The sequence below is a fragment of the Paraburkholderia sp. 35.1 genome, from assembly GCF_050436525.1.
GTDB classification, from domain to species: domain Bacteria; phylum Pseudomonadota; class Gammaproteobacteria; order Burkholderiales; family Burkholderiaceae; genus Paraburkholderia; species Paraburkholderia tuberum.
Genome location: NZ_JBNDMJ010000002.1, coordinates 2,216,402 through 2,234,522, shown reverse-complemented (window position 1 = coordinate 2,234,522; position 18,121 = coordinate 2,216,402). Strand labels below are relative to the sequence as shown.

The following is an 18,121-nucleotide window of genomic DNA, read 5'->3' as shown; positions in this document are numbered from 1 at the left end:
TTCGAAGGCAACCAAAGCCAAAGCCAAAGCTCAGGGTGCTCATGAGAAAGGGTAACTAGCGGGGATTTTCAGACTACATGCATGACTGTTTTCAGCAAGGTGTTGACGGGTCGTTTCCTTGCTGAAGCATTCGCCGTCTGATCGGTCTATCGCTCAGCAAGTCCTGTGGGTCGGGAAACCCTGATGAGCGGCTTTATGGTTTTCACTTTCAGCGCTAAAGAAATGAGACGATGTTTTGGTCTTGTCGATACTGGGAGCGACATTCTCGGCCAGAAACATGCTTTTGGCGGACACCACGGCAATGGTGGATCGAATATGGCACTAAGCTCACGAGGTCATACGCTTTCCACAGCGTTCCAACGCAAGCCAGAGCAGCGATCTAGAACCGAAGCAAAATGGAGGTAACGGCATGTCCCACGCTACTAGCTTAGGCGATGCAGGAGATAACGGTATTTTCCACCGATTTAAAGAACGCGCGGTCAAGCTCATAGGAATTTTGTTGTACGACGGTTTTTCGCTGCTGGAAGCGGGCACCCTTGCCGAGGTGCTTCATATCGCCAACGAGATTCAGTCTCGCAGTCTGAGAAGAAACGCAACTTACAGCGTCCGTCTGGTCTCTGCCTGCGGTGGGATGATAGCCTGTTCGTCATCCGTTTGCGTTTGGACCGAGCGCCTGGGCGGCCAGCGGTTCCAAGGCTTCGACGCACTGTATATTGCGGGCGGACCCGGCGCAAAGCGTGCAGCCGCCGACGAGGTGCTCATTGGGTTATTGACCATAGCATGTTCGCAGACCGGCGTCGTCAACCCTCTCGGCAACGGCGACTTGCTGCTGGCGGCAGCGGGCATTTCTCGCCGCGATTGGGCTTCGGTCGATCCGGGCATCTGGAGTCCGGAGACGTCTAACGTCGCGGCGTCGACCGAAGGCGGCGATGCGCTGATCAACTCGCTCGCGCTCGTGAAGCGGGACCTCGGATACGACATCGCGACAGCAGTTGCCGATCACTTCACCGTCTCCAAAGATCAGAATTTGACGACCATGCTGAGCACCATGGGAACGAACACGCAGGCGGAAAAGGCACAGGAATCCGCGCGCTGGCTCGAGCGAAATTGCGGACGCCCGGTTTCAATAGGCGACGCGGCTCGTACGGTGGCGATGAGCGAGCGGAACTTCCTGCGTCTGTTCAAGCGCGAGATGGGAGTGACACCGTCGCAATATCTTTTGCGAGCGCGCCTCGATCTCAGTTGTGAACTGTTGGCCAGAAGCGACTTGCCGATAGACAAGATCGCTCGCAGGGTTGGACTGACGAATGGCGAGCGGCTTTCGAAAGTGTTCAGGAGGCAATTCTCGATGTCGGCGACGGAATACCGCTGTCAAAAGAAAAGCGGCGCCACGGCCGATCCTGTGGAGATGTCCGCTTAGGAGCTGGCGAGGGAAAGCTTCGCCGCGAGACAAGGAGCCCTTCGAATCAGTTGGTCGGCATTCAGATTCAAATATTTTCGAGGAGAAACAGATCTTCACGCATCTGTTCGCCTCGGAATCTCGATGTCCGAGGGCCGCATGAGCGTCATACGAGCCTTGCACAAGGGCTTTTCTCAGCAAGCCGTCGGACCGGCCAAATACCTGCCTTAATCAGTCACGAACGGCACCAGCAAGCTCGCGCAATCTAAATTCAAACCGAGCGCGAGAACCTTTTTCGAGCGCTGCAATCGTTATATAGATGGCCAAGAAACGTGGAGCGAGGAGTGACGAATTCAAACGGTTCCTTGGAACGGCCTATTCGCATGGTCGCGTTTATAGACTATGAACATACCTCTGGTGGGGGTTATCAGCAGGCGAAGAATGCTGCCTTGCTGCTAAAGAGTCTTCCGCCGGAACTTTGCGCGGTTGAGTTTGTGACGACGCGGCGATCCACCATCGATGATCTGCGACGCAGCGGCATTGAGCCTATTTTTTTCCCGGTGCCCCGCTTGCGCGGACTGGCGGCGAGACTCGGTTCAATATATAGCCGTGGAGGCCCGCGCGCGTTTCTGCGGAAACCGGGCAAGATGGCTTCGGTGGACCGCTTGCTTTCGGTGATGCGCGCGGACATTGCGTACTTCACAACGCCGTCCAACCTCGCACTGGCGATTGATCGATTCAACTACCTGTTCACCGTTTGGGATCTGTCCCACCGCGACGACGTCGAGTTTCCCGAAGTCCGGATCAAGCACGAATTCGAGCGTCGAGAATTTTTGTACGGATCTGCCTTGAAGAAGGCCTGCGGCATCTTCGTCGATTCGCAGGCTGGCCGCGAGAAGGTTGTCAGGCGATATGGAGTAGACAGCGAACGCGTGCATTTGATGCCATTCTCGCCCGCCCGCGCGACAGTGCTTTCCGAGGAGGCATACGTGGAGCACTTCGTCGATGTCAAGACGAAGTACAAAATTCCGCGCGATCTGAAATACGTCTACTATCCCGCGCAGTTCTGGTCGCACAAGAACCATGTGTTTCTGTTGAAGGGACTGCGCGCGCTGGAGTCTCGATATGGCACCCGTGTAGGTGCGGTCTTCACAGGAAGCGATTTCGGCAACATGAAATACGTGCGTTCGGTCGCCGCCGATCTCGGTCTGGGCGAGCGTGTGTTCTTTCTCGGTTTCGTTCCGGACGGCGACGTGCCTTACTTGTATCGCGAGTCGATCGCGTTAGTGATGCCCACATATTTCGGCCCGACCAATCTGCCGCCACTCGAGGCGTTCAGTCTGGGCGTACCGGTCCTTTACCCGGACCTCGAGGCGCTGCGCGAGCAAGTCGGCGACGCGGGACTGCTGGTCGATCTGGCTCGGCCCGACAGCATGGCGGAGGCGCTTTTCAGTCTGATCGACCAGCCTGCATTGCGCCAGTTGATGATCGAGCGCGGCACGCGGCGTCTTGCGAGCAACGATGACGCAGCCCGCTTGTCGACGCTAGCGCGGGTGCTCGAACGATATCGCACCCGTGCGGTGTGTTGGGGAGAGGAAGTCTGGATGAATTAGAGTACGGTGAGGTCATAGACGAGACGGGCAAGATCCGCGATTGCAGTGTCCCCGTCCGTATCCGATATTGAACACGCCTTCGGCCCCGTCGGCGTCGAGCAAGGCCAGTGCGGCGGACCCGGGGTCGTCGACGTGCAGGAACTCCCGCTTCGGAGAGCCGGAGCTCCAGACGGAAATCGACTGAACCCCGTTGAGCTTTGCCTCGTGTGCCGTACCTTTATGGGCTGCGGGCAACACTTTGGATAAGTGCATGATGAACCAAAGAAGAGCAGATCAGGTGGTGCGTGTGAGACCACCTTGTACCGCGAGACTCGCTTCAGCCAACGTCATGGCATATTCGGTCAACTCGTCTAGTGACCCTGGAACTGCTCCTATGCTTGCAGACGCGTGAGGTTGTTCTCTCTTCATCAAGCGGGGCCCCTAGGTGGGAGAGCAGGAGAAAGTGCGCTTCACGGCGAACCGATAACCGATGAATCGAATTGGCGATGCCGGGAAGTACGTGTTCGACGCAAGACCAGAGGGGTGGATGATGGAAGACGCGGTGAGTTCTGAAGACGCAATGGCAGCGGCGATCGCAGAAGCGTCGCTCGGGCACGCCTGTCGGCGCATCGTCCCGGTCATTCTCGCAGGTGGATCGGGCACGCGCCTCTGGCCGATGTCGCGTGAGCAGTTTCCAAAGCAGTTGATCGATGTGGTCGGACGGGATTCATTGCTGCAGGCTACCGTCACACGGATGGAGGGTTTCGTCGGCGGCTTCGACGTCGACACTCAGCCGATTATCGTGTGTGGGGAGGAACACCGGTTCCAGACAGAAGAGCAGGTGCGGGCGTGCGGCGTCTGCGCGAAGATTATCGTCGAGCCTGCGCGGCGCGATACGGCGCCGGCGCTCACGCTCGCGGCGCTCGCAGCCGTTAATCAGGATGACGACGCGATCATGGTGGTGATGCCGTCTGACCATTCCATCTCAGACATTCCGGCGCTGCATCGTGCGATCGCAATTGCCGCTGAATATGCCGAACACTCCATGATCGTGACGCTCGGCGTTGCGCCCACACGGCCGGATACCGGCTTTGGCTACATCCGAATCGGCGACGCCCTCGAAAACGGCGCACATCTGATCGACCGCTTCGTCGAAAAGCCCACGACCGAACTCGCCGCGCAGTACGTCGCTGCAGGCACCTACTGGTGGAACAGCGGCATCTTCATCGTGCGAGCGGGCGTGTGGCTCGAAGCGCTAGCCAAGCTCAACGGCGACATGCATGCGGCCTGCACCGCGGCGTTCGCGGAAGGCAAGGCGGACGACAACTTCATTCGTCCTTGCCCGTTTCAGTTCGGCCGTGTGCCGGCGGATTCCATCGACTATGCGGTAATGGAGCACATTGGCGCGGCCGGCTCGCCTTGCAAAGGCGTGGTCGTGCCATTGGCGGCGGGATGGTCGGACCTTGGATCCTGGGATGCCGTGTGGGAAGCGATGGAGAAGGACGGGCTCGGCAACGTCGCGAGCGGGCGTGTCGTTTTCGAAGGCGCGACCTCGAGCTATGTGCGGGCCGAGGGCGGGCGGCTGGTTGCATGCGTTGGCACCTCCAACGTAGTCGTCGTCGACACGGACGACGCCGTGCTCGTCGCCGACCGCTCACACGCGCAGGACATCAAGACGCTGGTAGCGCGCTTTCGCGAGCAGCGCGCGCCTGAAGCCGAGACGCACCGGAAGGTGCGCCGTCCGTGGGGCTTCTACGATGCGATCGAGCGCGGCGAGCGGTTTCAGGTGAAGCGCATCGTGGTTGCGCCAGGCGCTCGCCTGTCATTGCAGATGCACCACCATCGCGCCGAGCACTGGGTCGTCGTGCGCGGCACCGCGCTCGTGACACGGGGCGAGGACCAGTTTCTTCTTTCAGAAAACCAATCGACCTTCATTCCGCTCGGCGTGCAGCATCGGTTGGAGAATCCGGGCAAAGTGCAGCTCGAAATCATCGAGGTTCAATCGGGCAGTTATCTCGGCGAGGACGATATTGTGCGCCTGGACGACTGCTACGGCCGAATTTGACCCTCGGTTGATACGCACGTGAGACACCAACGTCTCACCAACTTCTATCCGCCGGTGTCATGCCGGCCTCATCCTTTATGCGCGCTGCGCCGGACACTGCGATCCGGGAGATCTGCCCCATCTGATGATCGGTTACGTTCAGCAACCGTCGGCCCTCCGGGCACATCACACTCCAACCTCGTGAATGTCGAACTGCGTGCCATCCGGCTGGTTTCGGCTTCAGCCCTGAATCAGCGGGAGCCTGAGCAAAGCGTCGACCTTTCTGACGACGCTCCCGGCGTTGGCCAGCGCCTTTAAGGCCGATTTCACCGACGTGCCGTACCCGGCGGCCGTCCAGTTTCCCCTTGATGCCCAAGCGCACGCGACAGATTGCCCACCTCGCGCTTGAGCAATTCCGCGAACTGCGCGACGCGCTCATCGGTTACGCGCACGCTCGGCCCGAAGATGCACACCGACCCTGCCACCTGGTTCGCGCCGTTGAAGAACGGCGCGGCTACCGCGACTGCGCCGGCGATCAGCTCGTGATGGCTGGTACCGAAGCCTCGTGCGCGGACCGCGTCGAGATCGGCGGCTAGCGCCGCGACGTCCTGATCCGGATCGGTCAGATAGCGCCGCAGATCGTCCTCCGACAGCGGCATCTGCGAAAGAATCGTGCGGCCGCTCGCGCCGAGCACGAGCTTCTCGCGATAGCCGACCCCGCGCCGGAAACTCAGCGGCTGCGGACTTTCCAGTTCGGCCACGCAGATCCGGTACGTCCCCTCCGGCACGAACAACGCGACCGTCTCCGATGTCGCTTCCCAAAGCGCGCGCAGCATCGGCTGCGCGAGCTGCGCGATCGTATTGTTCGCCATCCACGCGTGCGCGAGTTGCGCGACCGAACTGCCGAGCCTGAAGCGTTGCGGCTCGCCCGACGAGGCGAGAAAGCCGTTCTGTTCGAGCGTATTCAGCAGGCGGTACAGCGTCGGTCGGCTCAGGTCCACGCGGGTCAGCAACTCCGCGACGGTCAATTCTTTGTCCCCGGGTCGGAACGCCAGAAGAATTTCTAGCGCCCGTTCGACGGCCCGCACGTTTTCGTGCGGCTTTTTTTCTTCCATTTGAAATTTCCTTTCTGCGGCGGTCCGCGTCGATTGCACATTGTAGTGAAAGTCCCTAGCCGCAAGAACTTGACGTCGATCAATCTGTCCGTACAATGAGAATACATTCTCATACAACGGACAACCGGATTCGGAGGAATGATGGACAAAAACATGTCGGAAACTCTGGTTCGCACTGGCCCAGGCACGGCGATGGGCGATCTGATGCGCCGCTACTGGGTGCCGGTGCTCCTCGCCAGCGAAATCGCAGAGCCTGATTGCCCGCCGGTGCGCGTGCAGATCCTCGGCGAAAAGCTGCTCGCTTTTCGCGATTCCGACGGCCAGCCCGCGCTGATCGACGAGTTCTGCTCGCACCGCGGCGTGTCGCTGTACTTCGGCCGCAATGAAGAGAACGGCATCCGCTGCTCGTATCACGGTCTGAAATTCGACCGCAACGGCAACTGCGTGGAAGTGCCGTCCGCGCCGCAGGCGTGCAAGCACATGGGCATCACCGCGTATCCGTGCATCGAACGCGCGGGCATCGTGTGGGCGTACATGGGGCCGAAGGACCGCCAGCCGGCGCCGCCGGATCTCGAGTGGTGCAATCTGCCGGAGAGCCACGTGTTCGTCTCGAAGCGGCTGCAGGAATCGAACTACCTGCAGGCGATGGAAGGCGGCATCGACACGAGTCACGTGTCGTATGTACACCGCTACGAAGTCGACGAGGACCCGATGCACCAGGGCACGAAGGCACTCGACTACATCAAGGCGGACGGCAACGTGATCTTCGAGATCGAGAAGCAGCCGTTCGGCCTCACGCTGTTCGGCCGCCGCAACGGCGAGCCGGATTCGTACTACTGGCGCGTCACGCAGTGGCTGTTCCCGTGGTACACGCTGATCCCGCCGTTCGGCGATCACTCGCTCGCGGGCCACGTATGGGTGCCGATCGACGATCACACCTGCTGGGCGTGGAGCATCAACTTCCGCCCGGACCGTCCGCTCGACGAGCAGGAACTGGCCGACCTGAACGCCGGCAAGGGCATTCATTGTGAGTACGAGGAGGGTGGCACGTTCCGGCCGAAAGCGAACAAGGACAACGACTACCTGATCGACCGCCAGGCTCAGAAGGAAAAGCGCGCGTACTCGGGCGTGTTCGGCTTCGCGATGCAGGACGCGTCGCTGCAGGAAAGCATGGGTCCGATTCAGGATCACAGCAAGGAAAAGCTGCTGCCGACCGACCGCGCGATCGTGATGGCGCGCCGCATGATGTACGAGGCGGCAACGGCGCTGGTGCCCGACACCGATCCGCCCGCGATCGACGCCGACCAGCAGCGCGTACGTGCTGCCGGCGTGCTGCTGCCGCGCGATCAGAAGCCTCAGGAATGGGCGGTGATCCATCTGCACGACGGCAAGGACCAGCCGATCTACTCGATCTGATGCACGGCGGAGCCGGACTTCGGTCCGGCTGCGCGTGTCGTCGTCTGGTCCGACTGGACCTTCTGCCCATTCCGCAAAAGGAGGCCGGCTGCGCGCCGGCATGCAATGCAGCAACGTAAAAGACTCGAGGACAAGGTCGCGCTGATCACCGGCGGCGGAGGCGGCATCGGTGCCGCGACCGCGCGCGTGTTCTGCGCGGAGGGCGCCGCGGTGGTGCTCGTCGATGCGAACCCGGAGGCGCTCACGCGCGTCGCCGACGAACTGAAGGCGGCTGATCCGTCCGCGCGTGTCGAGACGTTCGCGGCCGACGTGTCTCACGACGCCGATGCGGTGCGCGCGGCGCAACTCGCCGCCGATTCGTTCGGCCGGCTCGACGTGCTGGTGAACAACGCGGCGATGCGCAACTACAGCGCGCTCGCCGACGCGACGCCGGCCGAGTGGCAGGCGATGGTGTCGGTCAATCTGGTCGGCACATCCAACTATTGCAGGGCAGCGCTGCCGTTCCTGCGTCGCGCGGGCCGCGCGAGCATCGTCAACGTGTCGTCGTGCTACGCGGTGACCGGCCGCAAGGGCATGGGCCTGTACGACGCGACCAAGGCCGGCATGCTCGCGATGACCCGCACGCTCGCGTTCGAGGAGACCGCGAACGGCGTGCGCGTGAACGCGGTGTGCCCGGGTTCGACGCTGACCGAATTCCACATGAACCGGGCCATTGCATCGGGCAAAAGCGTCGAAGTGCTGAAGACGCAACGCCAGGACACGTCGTTGATCGGCCGTTGGGCGTCGCCCGAAGAGATCGCATGGCCGATCCTGTGGTTCGCGAGCGACGAGGCTTCGTACATAACCGGCACGACGCTGATGGTCGACGGCGGCCTGTCGGCGATGTGAGCGGAGGAGGTGGCATGAACATGACCGATTCCACGCTGATGGTGCGTGTCGCCGCACGACGCGACGAAGCCGACGGGATTGCCGGCTTCGAGTTCGTCGACATCGACGGCCGCGACCTGCCGCCGTTCGAGGCGGGCGCGCACATCGACGTCTACGTGCCGGATGGGCCGGTGCGGCAGTACTCGCTGTGCAACGCGTCTCGCGAGCGTCACCGGTATCAGATCGCGGTGTTGCGCGCCGCCGATTCGCGCGGCGGATCGCAGCGCATGCACGATGCGGTGAACGAAGGCGACGCGATTCGTATCGGCGTGCCACGCAATCACTTTCCGCTCGCCCGGCATGACGCGAAGCCGCTATTGCTCGCGGGCGGCATTGGCGTGACGCCGATTCTCTGCATGGCGGAGCAGCTGGCGGCAATGGGCGCGGCGTTCGAAATGCGTTACTGCGCGCGCTCGAAGAGCCGTGCGGCGTTCGTCGAGCGAATCGCCGCGTCGTCGTGGGCGGACAACGTGCAATACCACTTCGACGACGCGCACGGCATGCTCGATCTGAATGCACTGCTGACGGACGCCGGCGCGGACCGGCATCTATATGTGTGCGGTCCGCAGGGCTTCATGAACGCGGTGCTCGACACGGCCCGCTCGCTCGGCTGGCGTGACGAGCGTCTGCATTACGAATACTTCGCGGCGGCGCAGCCGTCGGGTGATGGCGCGTCGTTCGACGTGCGGCTCGCGCGCTCGGACCGCGTCGTGTCGATTGCGGCCGATTGCACGGTCACCCAGGCGCTCGCGGCGGCGGGCGTCGACGTGCCGGTGTCGTGCGAGCAGGGCATTTGCGGCACCTGCGTCACGCGGGTGCTCGAAGGCGAACCTGACCACCGCGACCTGTTCCTGTCGCCAGAAGAGCAGGCCCGCAACGATCAGTTCCTGCCGTGCTGTTCACGCGCGAAGTCGAGGGTGCTCGTGCTCGATCTGTAACCGTAATCGCCGGCCCGGCCGCCAGGCGCGGTCGGCGCCATCCATCAGAAAGAAAACGGGCGGCCGATGGCACGCCCGGCATCGGAGGAGTCATGGAGAAGAATCTGGCGTCGTCGGAGGGTATGCCCGCGAGCGTCTGGACCGGGAACGATGCGAGGGCGGCGAGTAGCGCCGACACGAGCCCGTATCGCTGGGTCGCGCTGTTCATCGTCTGGGCCGCGTTTCTGCTCAGCTATGTGGTCCGCGTTGCATGGAGTACGGTAGCCGCGCCGGTCGGCGCGTCGCTCGGCATTGGCGTGTCGATGCTCGGTGCGTTCGTGACCGCGTTTTACGCGGGCTATGTGATCGCGAACGTGGTTGGCGGCATGCTGACCGATCTGCTCGGCGGTCGCGCGATGCTCACGCTTGCGCTGCTGCCGCTCGGCGTGCTCACGTTCACGTTCGGCTATACGCATTCGCTCGCATTCGGCATCGTGATTCAGGCCGCGATGGGTTTCGCGGCGGGCGCCGACTACTCGGCCGGCATGAAGATCATTCCCGCATGGTTCACGCGCGACCGTGGCCGCGCAATGGGCCTCTACACGACCGCGACGTCGCTCGCCGTCGTGATCGCGAATGCGGTCGTGCCGTCGTTTTCCGCGCGGCACGGTTGGTCGAACGCATTCCATATGCTCGGCATCGTCACGTTCGCGTGGGGCATCGTCACGTTGCTGCTGCTGAAGAACCGGCCTTCGAACGAAGCGAAGCCCGCGCGCAACAGCCTCCAGGAAATGCTTGGCCTGTTGCGCAACCGTAACCTGATTGCGCTGTCGATCGCGGGCTGCGGCGGGTTGTGGGCGACCGTCGGCTTCGGTGCATGGGGCAACGCACTGATGACGCGCCAATACGGCATTGCGCCGATCGTCGCCGGATCGATCGTCGCCTCGTTCGGCATTGGCGCGGTGATCGCGAAGCCGACGCTCGGCTGGATCTCCGACCTGCCTGGTGTGTCGCGGCGGATGATGTCGATCGGCTGCCTGATCGCCTTCGCGATCGCGCTGCTGGTGTTCGGCTACTGCTCGACGGTGCATCAGTTCTATCTGGTCGCGCCGATTCTCGGTGCGTTCTCGTTCGGCTATCTGCCGGTGCTGATGGCTCAGGTCAGCGACGCATCGGGCAAGCGTCTCGCGGGCGCGAGCGCCGGCTGGACCAATGCTATCTGGCAGTCCGGCAGCGCGGTGTCGCCAATGGTGGTCGGCTCGCTGTATGGCGCGAGCCATTCGTTCATGCTCGCGCTCCTCACACTCGCGATCGGACCCGCTATCGCGGTCATCGCGATGTTCTTCGTCAACCCGCATATCGCACGCGAATGACCGATTCTCCGGTAGCCGACGCGGCCCCGCGCCGGCTACCGCAACGACAGAGGTCGGACGATAACTAATCCGCATCACAAAACAACTCACTTTCCAGCAGGAGACACATGGTGAAGCACAACCCTCTCGCCAGGCCGTCGAAGGTCCTTTTTGCATGTGGTATTGGTATCGGCATCAGCGGCGCGGCGCATGCGCAGTCGTCGGTCACGCTCTATGGCATCGTCGACTCGGGGGTGACCTACGTGACTCACGCTGTCACGTCGCAGGGATCGTCGGGCACGCAGGTCGCTCTCGGCACCGGCAACCGGCTGAATTCGCGTTGGGGTTTCACGGGCAAGGAAGATCTCGGCGGCGGACTGCGGGCGATTTTCACGCTCGAATCGGGCATGTCGATGAATACCGGTGCCCTGCAGCAAGGAGGGCGGCTGTTCGGCCGGCAGGCGTTCGTCGGACTCGAATCGGACCGCTACGGCGCGATGATGCTCGGCCGGCAGATGACGCCGATGTATCGCTACTTCCTCGCGCTCGACCCGCTCGGTTATTCGAGTTACGGCCTTTCCGCGCAGGACGCGCAGTTCGTCGGTCGCGCGGATAACGCGGTGTCGTATCTCGGCCATGTGGGACCATTCGAGCTGAATGCGCTCTACAGCCTCGGCTACGACGCAGTCACCTACAACGTGCCGGTGGCGGGCTCGTTCCGCGTCGGCAAGCAGTACGACATCGGCGGACGCTATGTGCAGGGGCCGCTGAATCTGACGTTCGTGTACGAGCAGCGGCAAGGCTCGGCCATTGCGTCATCGGGCGACAGCGAGCGTCGCTACGTGGCCGGCGGTTCGTATCAGATCGGCAAGGCGACGCTGTACGGCGGCTACGAATTGCTGCTGAACGACGTCCGGTCGACGCTCGCCGCATCGCCGCCGCAGTCGATGGCGTTCGCGGGCGTGCGCTACAGGGTGACACCGGCGCTGGACCTCGCAGCCGCGACTTACTACCACGCGTATCGCCAGGTCGACGCGCACGCATTGAGCACCGGTGTCAACGCGGACTACTGGCTGTCGAAGCGCACGGCGCTGTACACCGACATCACGTATGTGATCAACAGCTCGAAGGCCGCGCTGAGTGCGACGGGGTGGGCGACTTCGGTCGCGACGACCACCGTGAAGACCGGCGCGAACCAGCTCGCTGTTGCGCTCGGCATGCTGCACAAGTTCTGACTTGACGCTGCAAAGAGGGCGACCGAGGCCGCCCTCTCAATCGCTCAGTGCGTCGCGATGATCGCGCCGCCCTTTCGCCGACGCGTAATACCGCTGCAAGGCGTCGGTCGAGCGCGCGCCCAACGCGCGGATCTGGGCGTGCCAGTCGGTTTCCACTGGCCACTCACCGGCGATCACGCACGGATAGATCTGCCGTGCGTAGCGATGCAGTGCCTTCGCGCCGATGTTGCCGCTGACGCCAAGCAACGCATGCAAGCTCGCGTGCGTCGCCTTGATATCGACGGCCGCGCTGTTGCCTGCGAGGCGCACGACGAGCGAGCGAATCTGTTCGATGCCGTTCAGGAACGATTCGTCAAGCAGATCGAGCGAGACCAGTTCCTTGAGGTGCGCTTCGTCGAGCAGGCTTTCTTCAGCGATGGTGGCGGCCGCGGGCGCGTTCGCAGTGGGGGGCAATGCCACCGGCGTCGCCGCAAAATCCGTTTGCGCGGCTCCGCCCGCGGTTTCCGTGATTCGTTGCGGAGCGTCCGCAACCAGCGCGCCGCGTGTGCCGAACTGCCGCGCGAGACATGCGTACAGCGAGCCGGCCTGCACCGGCTTGATCAACACCTCGTTCATCCCGGCGGCAACGCAGGCCTGCACCGCTTCGGCATCGGTGTGACTGGTCAGCGCAATGATAGGCAGCGTCGCGTAGGCATCGGTGCGCGCGCGAATCGACTTCGTCGTCTCGATGCCGTTCATGCCCGGCATGTTCACGTCCATCAGGATCGCGTCGATGAAGCCGTCTTCGTGCAATTTGGTCAGCACCGCCTGACCGTGGTCGGCCTCGACGACGCTCGCGCCGCAGCGCTCCAGATACGCCTTCGCGACAAGCCGGCTGTAGGTGTCGTCGTCGGCGATCACAAAGGTTCTGCCGGCGAAGACATCGGGCAGTTCGCCCGGCTGATGATGCGCACCGTTGTCGAAGAGGGTCTGCAACGCGGTGAGCAGCTCCTGCACACTCGACGTCTTGCTGATGATCTCGTCCATGCCGGCGCGCCGCGCGCGCAGTCGCACCGCGATGCCCGGTTCGGCGGTATAGGCGGTGATCAGCACGTTGCGGTTCGGGCAGTCTCTGTCGGCGCGGAGGCGCTCGGTCGTCGTGTAGCCGTCCATCGCGGACATGCTGATGTCCATCAACACGAGGTCGTAGAGCGGCGCGCGCCGCAACGTGGCGAGCGCAAGCTCGCCGCCCGACGCCTCGCTGACATAGGCGCCGGCCTGCGTCAGCACGCGGCGGGTGCGGGCGCGCAGCGTGTCGTCGTCGTCGACGACGAGCACGCGCTTGCCCTTGAACGCCGGCATCGCGCGTTCGAACAGGCGCCGCTCGTGCTCCTCGACCTCGTCGGCCGCTACCGGTGGAAAGCGCAGCGTGAACGCGGTGAACTTGCCGAGTCCCGATTCGCAGTCGATGCTGCCGCCGAACGCGCGCATCGCGCGCTGGCAGTACGCGAGCCCGAGCCCGGTGCCGCCCGAGTTGCCGGCCGTGCGAAACGGCTCGAACAGATGCTGCAGGATCTCCGGCGCGATGCCGGGGCCGGTGTCGCGTACGATCACCGAGTCGCGGTCGACGGTCAATGTGAGCGTCGCCTGCGGATACGCGACGATGTGATGCAGCGCGTTCTTGATCAGGTTGAACAACGTGAACAGATAGACCGTCTCGTCGACCTTGAACACGAAGTCGCGCCTGACGACGACGCTCACCTTCGCGCGTTCCTTGTCGTTGTCGAAGCCGTATTCGGCGAGCGCCTTGCGCGTGGTCGCGCCAGCATGGAGGTAGCTGAGACTATCCGGGCGGATCGATTTCGCGGCGACTTCGTCGAGCGTCATCGCGATGATGCGCAGGCCGCGCTCGATCGACAATTGCCCCTGCGCGAGGTGGTTGTACATCAGCGAGGCCGTGCCGTCGGTCAGCGTCGGCGCCGCGCCCGCTTCGGTCGCCGCGGGCAGCGCTTCCTCGACGCGGTCGAGCACGTGCCGCAACTGGCTCAGCGGATTGCGCATCTCGTGCGCGATGGACCCCGCGAGCGCCTGCAACGCGCGGTTCTTTTCGACGAAGATGCGTCCCTTGCTGATCGCATGACTGAACGCCATGCTGCACAGCACGACCACCGGCAGCAACGCGAGGTTGGACTTGTCCTGCGCGCTGAGAACGACCGGCGTCGGCGCGCTCAACACGCCGGCGAGCCCGCCGGAAAACACGCCAATACCGATGCACGTTATCAGCAGCAGGGGGTTGTCGATACACAGCGCCAGAATGAAGATCATCATGACCTCGGTCATCATCCACATCGTGGAGAAACCGTTTCTGACGGTCAGGAACGTGCAGACGAACGGCAGCACGTAAATCAGACAGCAATGCCAGTAGATCAGCAGCGCAGGATTGTAGCGCCTCGGCCAGCGCGCCTGGAACAGCAGGGGAACGCAGACGGCCGCCGCGCTGAGCCGCAGCAGCAGGTTGTCGTAAGGCTGCGGAAGGATGTAGGTCCAGACGACGTAATAGATGGGGTGACACAGGAGGCCGAGTGCGCCTCCCCATCGAATTGCGAACCTGCTTCGTTCCAGCATATCCCGCATGCTTTCGCGCGGTATCGCCATCAGGCCTCCGAGTTCATTAGGAACCCATCATTTCATGCGTATTGAATTGCTGTGATTCGACGACTTCGGCGAGCGAATCGCCGTTCTTGCCGTGAAACGGTCCGACCGAAAAGCCATACTTCTTCAGCAGACCATGAGTATAAGAGACCGACCACACGGGCGGGCTGCCAATGATGAAATCGGAGGCGATACCTTCCTGCCATGCCGAATAGCCTTCGGCGAAGCAGGTATAGCAGTCGCGGGTGGATGGCAGCCTGAACGGGAACGCGGTGTCGAGTCCGGCGGGCCCGCGCGCGAAGCATTCAATATAGAGCGTATGACCGCGAGAAGCGAGTTCCGCTGCGACGCTTGCCGCGCGCGGATGCGAGTCGTCGATCCAGAATTGCGCGCGTTTGAGATCGGCGGCGCTCAGGTAAGGCACGCTCGTGCTGCTCGCGAGAATCGCGCCGTCGAAGTCCGGCAGCGGCGTGTCCGGGCTGAACGTATGCACCGAGACTTTCGATTTGCCAAGCAGGTCCGACGCGAGCAGCTCGTTCGCCTGATCGATCAGCAGGTTGATCTTGTCGGGCAGATCGATCAGCACCAGCTCCTTCGGCGCATCCTTGTAGAGCAGATACTTCGCGACCGTCGTGCCGAGCCGGCCGGCCGCGCCGAACAGCGCGAGCTTCGTGTTGCCGAGCTCGAGGTCGAGCTGTTCGCAGCAATGCATCGCCCAGTCCTTCAGCATCGCCGCGGTCGCCGCGTGGCCCGTCGTGATGTGAGGCGGCTTGACCGGCCGGGGCAGCGCGCCGTAGTTGCACGCGTAGGGCGTCGACGCGCCCATCGCGACCATGTTCAAGCCCGCCTTTCGGGCGAGTTCGAGCGCCGGAAAGAATTGCGTCTCGCGAAAGCGCTTGATGCCGCGCGGGCTGCCGAGCCACATTTCGAGCGGCACCGGGCAGGCGATATTCGCGCCGATCACCTGCGCGCCCGAATAGATCGGCGATGCGATGAAAGGCCTGGTTTTCCACAACTCCTCTTCGAACGATTCGCTTCGTTCGCGAACGTTGTGAAAAGAAAATGAAAGGGTTTCCCAATCGGTCGCGTGGAACAGAAAGCCGACTCCCCCCTGACGGGCCGGCAGGCTATCCCGGATCTGTTCCGGGTGAATTTCGTGCTTGAGCGCAAGCGGTGCACTATTCCGATGCAAAAGAAGTCCGGTTGGCTCGTTTGAAACAGGCGACACGTCTTTAAGGAGAGCGGTTTTCATTGGTTTTTCCGTGGTTTTGATTAGACGCTGGAAAAGTCAGCGCGCTGCGTGGCCAGCCGGTTGGACCGGCGACCCTTCAACTCTAGAGAAATCCACACCGATATGCCCGTCTGTTCGTGCACACAGCATTCACGAGCGGTCCATGACGGGTTGCCCGCCGGGTGGAGGTCGGCTTTGGGCAAACTTTTGAAAGGATTACGGCAGAAGTTTCGATGTATTAGGGCGCGTCGTGGGCCGTCATCGAATGGAAAAGGGCCGCTCGGCGGCCCTTTGCTTGCATGCCGGGCGAATTCCGGATTAGCGTGTGATGCTATAGCCGATTCGCGCAATCCAGCGATGCTGGTTGTAGTCGAGAATGTCCTCGCCATAACCGCTGAAGAAGCCAAGCCACAGATAACCGCCCCAGCGGCTATTGATCAGCTTCGCCAATGGATAGGTGAACTGCGTATCGACGCTGCCTTTGCCGCCTTGCGTTCCTTTGCGCAGCGTCGTGTCCAATTGCGCGCCGTCGGGGCTGCCGTAGATGAACCGCAGGTCCACATAGCCGCGGTAGTCGGCGATGTCGTGGTTCTCGCCGGCGATGTGCGTATAGTAATAAATCTTCGGCTGGATGGTCAGATGGTAGCTGTGGATGTCGCCGAAATCCCAGATCGGCTTGAGGAACACATAGTCGACGCCGCGCGATTCCGGACCGTCGCGTCCATTCGATTCGTGTTCGTAGCCGGCCATCACGCCCATTCTGCTCCACCACGTGCTCTTCCAGCCGGTGTCTTCGAGGTAATAAAAGAGTGCCGGCATATAGCTGGTGTCGCGGAACGGCGCCGAGTACTTCTTGAGATCCCACAGCGAGGTTTGCGTATAGGCGAAGTACAGGTTGTCCGCGAAACCACGCGAGCGCGGGTCGTCCGGAACGACGAGGCGGAACTTGAAGCTGAGCTGGAATTTCGCGAGGGACTCGCTACCGCCGCCATCGGCGAAATACATCGGTTCGAAGGCGGAGAAGCGGCTCAGGAAAGTGTTGATTTGCGGCACCGGCGCATCCGGTCGTGATGGCGCGGGCGACGACGCGATCAGGCTCGTCGACGACGGTGCGCCGCTCGCGGTGCCCGCCGCCGTTGCTCCATTGGCGCTCCCGGCCGACGCGAGCGCCGCGTCCTTGCCGGAGCGCGGCGGACGCGTCAGCAGCACGTACGATGGCGACACGTCGAGATCCGGCACGTCGATCTGCATCGCGCCGCGCGCCCATTCGGGCCACGTGCCGGTATAGCGCACTGCCTTCAGTTCGCCGGCGGCGAGCTTCAGATGCTCGGGTGCGCCGCTTTCGCGCGTGAGCGCGAGCCGATGCGGTACCACGTCGGTATTGCTGATCGCGATATTCAATTGCGCCGGCACGTCGACTTCGGTGCCGCCGGGTTGATCGCCGGCATAGACGATCGTCACTTCGAGTGGACTGCTCGATAGCGCTTCGCGCGGCGGACGCAATACGGATACGCCGGCGACGCTATACGCGGAGTAGCTGCCGAGCACCAGCGCAGTCATGCAAAGCGATAACCAGGGGAGAAGCCTGGAAAGCGAGCTGGAAACCGAGCCGGAAAGCGGACTTGAAGATAATCGGGAAACACGCGAGCGGTGGCTGCGAACGGCGGACTGGCGGTCTTTCTTCACGCGAGACATCGATCGATTCCGCACACGAAGCTCCTGGTGGTCTACGAGAGTTCAGGTCGCAAAGAGACGATAGCGTTAATGCGTGCAATTGGGTAGAAAATCGCGGCCGCCGTGTTTCATTGCGGAAATGGCGACGCATGCCGGTTCCCGCTATCTGGCATTCTGCTCATTCTGCCAGTGCGATTACGGATTGCGTGAGTGGAAAAATGAATTAGGAGCGCTATCGGTGCAAATAGCGGGGGGAAATGGGGATAATGCCGGTGTGTCGTTGCATTTGCGCAACGAAGACTTAAATGTCAAATCGATTGTCATTCGCGACCCGGTGTATCCCCGCGGTCGCCTCAGTCATTTCCGTTATGGCAATTGCGCGTCAATTGGCGATTCGCTTTCGTGACAATTCGTTGCGCGGCCAATGCGGCGACTGAATGCTTTCTTCAATAGGCGAATTTCCGGTATTGCTCCGGCGCGCTTGCATTGTCGAGTTCGCTCACGCGCGGCATATGGCGCAGCAGGCGTTCCGCCCGTGGCGCCAATTGCTGATAGACGGCGCCGGGTACGTCGATGTGGACTTCCGAA

General features: G+C 62.3%; 13 protein-coding genes. 8 read left to right on the top strand and 5 right to left on the bottom strand.

Going from position 1 to position 18,121, the window contains the following annotated elements:
• The first annotated feature begins 409 nt into the window (after positions 1-409).
• On the top strand, positions 410-1,420 hold the full coding sequence (locus OKW27_RS16160; RefSeq protein ID WP_090806262.1) for a GlxA family transcriptional regulator: 1,011 nt from the start codon (positions 410-412) through the stop codon (positions 1,418-1,420).
• 323 nt (positions 1,421-1,743) lie between these two features.
• Positions 1,744-3,012: a glycosyltransferase family 4 protein gene (locus OKW27_RS16155; protein WP_429334068.1), complete on the top strand. Its 1,269-nt coding sequence runs from the start codon at positions 1,744-1,746 to the stop codon at positions 3,010-3,012.
• A 12-nt stretch (positions 3,013-3,024) separates the two neighbouring features.
• Here the strand turns inward: OKW27_RS16155 and OKW27_RS16150 are convergent, their stop codons facing one another.
• Entirely contained in the window at positions 3,025-3,264 is a 240-nt protein-coding gene (locus tag OKW27_RS16150) for an NAD-dependent epimerase/dehydratase family protein (RefSeq protein WP_429334067.1), read from the bottom strand.
• Positions 3,265-3,571: 307 nt separating this feature from the next.
• Between OKW27_RS16150 and OKW27_RS16145 the strand changes: the two genes are divergently transcribed.
• Complete coding sequence (locus OKW27_RS16145; protein WP_090810102.1) at positions 3,572-5,056, top strand: mannose-1-phosphate guanylyltransferase/mannose-6-phosphate isomerase; 1,485 nt, start codon at positions 3,572-3,574, stop codon at positions 5,054-5,056.
• A gap of 305 nt (positions 5,057-5,361) precedes the next feature.
• Here the strand turns inward: OKW27_RS16145 and OKW27_RS16140 are convergent, their stop codons facing one another.
• Positions 5,362-6,150, bottom strand: coding sequence for an IclR family transcriptional regulator (locus OKW27_RS16140; protein WP_090806260.1), 789 nt, complete (start codon positions 6,148-6,150; stop codon positions 5,362-5,364).
• A 141-nt stretch (positions 6,151-6,291) separates the two neighbouring features.
• Here OKW27_RS16140 and OKW27_RS16135 point away from each other — a divergent pair, with 141 nt between their 5' ends.
• The 5 genes from OKW27_RS16135 (at position 6,292) to OKW27_RS16115 (ending at position 11,997) form a co-directional block, all read left to right on the top strand.
• A complete protein-coding gene (locus OKW27_RS16135; protein WP_184071569.1) occupies positions 6,292-7,566 on the top strand; it encodes an aromatic ring-hydroxylating dioxygenase subunit alpha in 1,275 nt (424 codons plus the stop codon).
• A 105-nt stretch (positions 7,567-7,671) separates the two neighbouring features.
• On the top strand, positions 7,672-8,454 hold the full coding sequence (locus tag OKW27_RS16130) for an SDR family NAD(P)-dependent oxidoreductase (RefSeq protein WP_090806258.1): 783 nt from the start codon (positions 7,672-7,674) through the stop codon (positions 8,452-8,454).
• A gap of 14 nt (positions 8,455-8,468) precedes the next feature.
• The gene (locus OKW27_RS16125) at positions 8,469-9,431 is read left to right on the top strand and encodes a PDR/VanB family oxidoreductase (RefSeq protein WP_429334066.1); all 963 of its coding nucleotides are present in this window, start codon (positions 8,469-8,471) and stop codon (positions 9,429-9,431) included.
• A 92-nt stretch (positions 9,432-9,523) separates the two neighbouring features.
• Complete coding sequence (locus OKW27_RS16120) at positions 9,524-10,783, top strand: MFS transporter (RefSeq protein WP_184036630.1); 1,260 nt, start codon at positions 9,524-9,526, stop codon at positions 10,781-10,783.
• Between the two features lie 107 nt (positions 10,784-10,890).
• Positions 10,891-11,997 carry a porin gene (locus OKW27_RS16115; RefSeq protein WP_429334065.1) on the top strand — a complete coding sequence of 369 codons (1,107 nt, stop codon included), beginning with the start codon at positions 10,891-10,893 and terminating at the stop codon, positions 11,995-11,997.
• A 36-nt stretch (positions 11,998-12,033) separates the two neighbouring features.
• Here the strand turns inward: OKW27_RS16115 and OKW27_RS16110 are convergent, their stop codons facing one another.
• The 3 genes from OKW27_RS16110 to OKW27_RS16100 form a co-directional block, all read right to left on the bottom strand.
• On the bottom strand, positions 12,034-14,631 hold the full coding sequence (locus OKW27_RS16110) for a response regulator (RefSeq protein WP_429334064.1): 2,598 nt from the start codon (positions 14,629-14,631) through the stop codon (positions 12,034-12,036).
• 16 nt (positions 14,632-14,647) lie between these two features.
• Complete coding sequence (locus tag OKW27_RS16105; protein WP_176078987.1) at positions 14,648-15,880, bottom strand: hypothetical protein; 1,233 nt, start codon at positions 15,878-15,880, stop codon at positions 14,648-14,650.
• 297 nt (positions 15,881-16,177) lie between these two features.
• Positions 16,178-17,419 (bottom strand): phospholipase A, encoded by a 1,242-nt coding sequence (locus OKW27_RS16100; protein WP_184068068.1) that lies wholly within the window; start codon positions 17,417-17,419, stop codon positions 16,178-16,180.
• Positions 17,420-18,121: the final 702 nt, after the last annotated feature.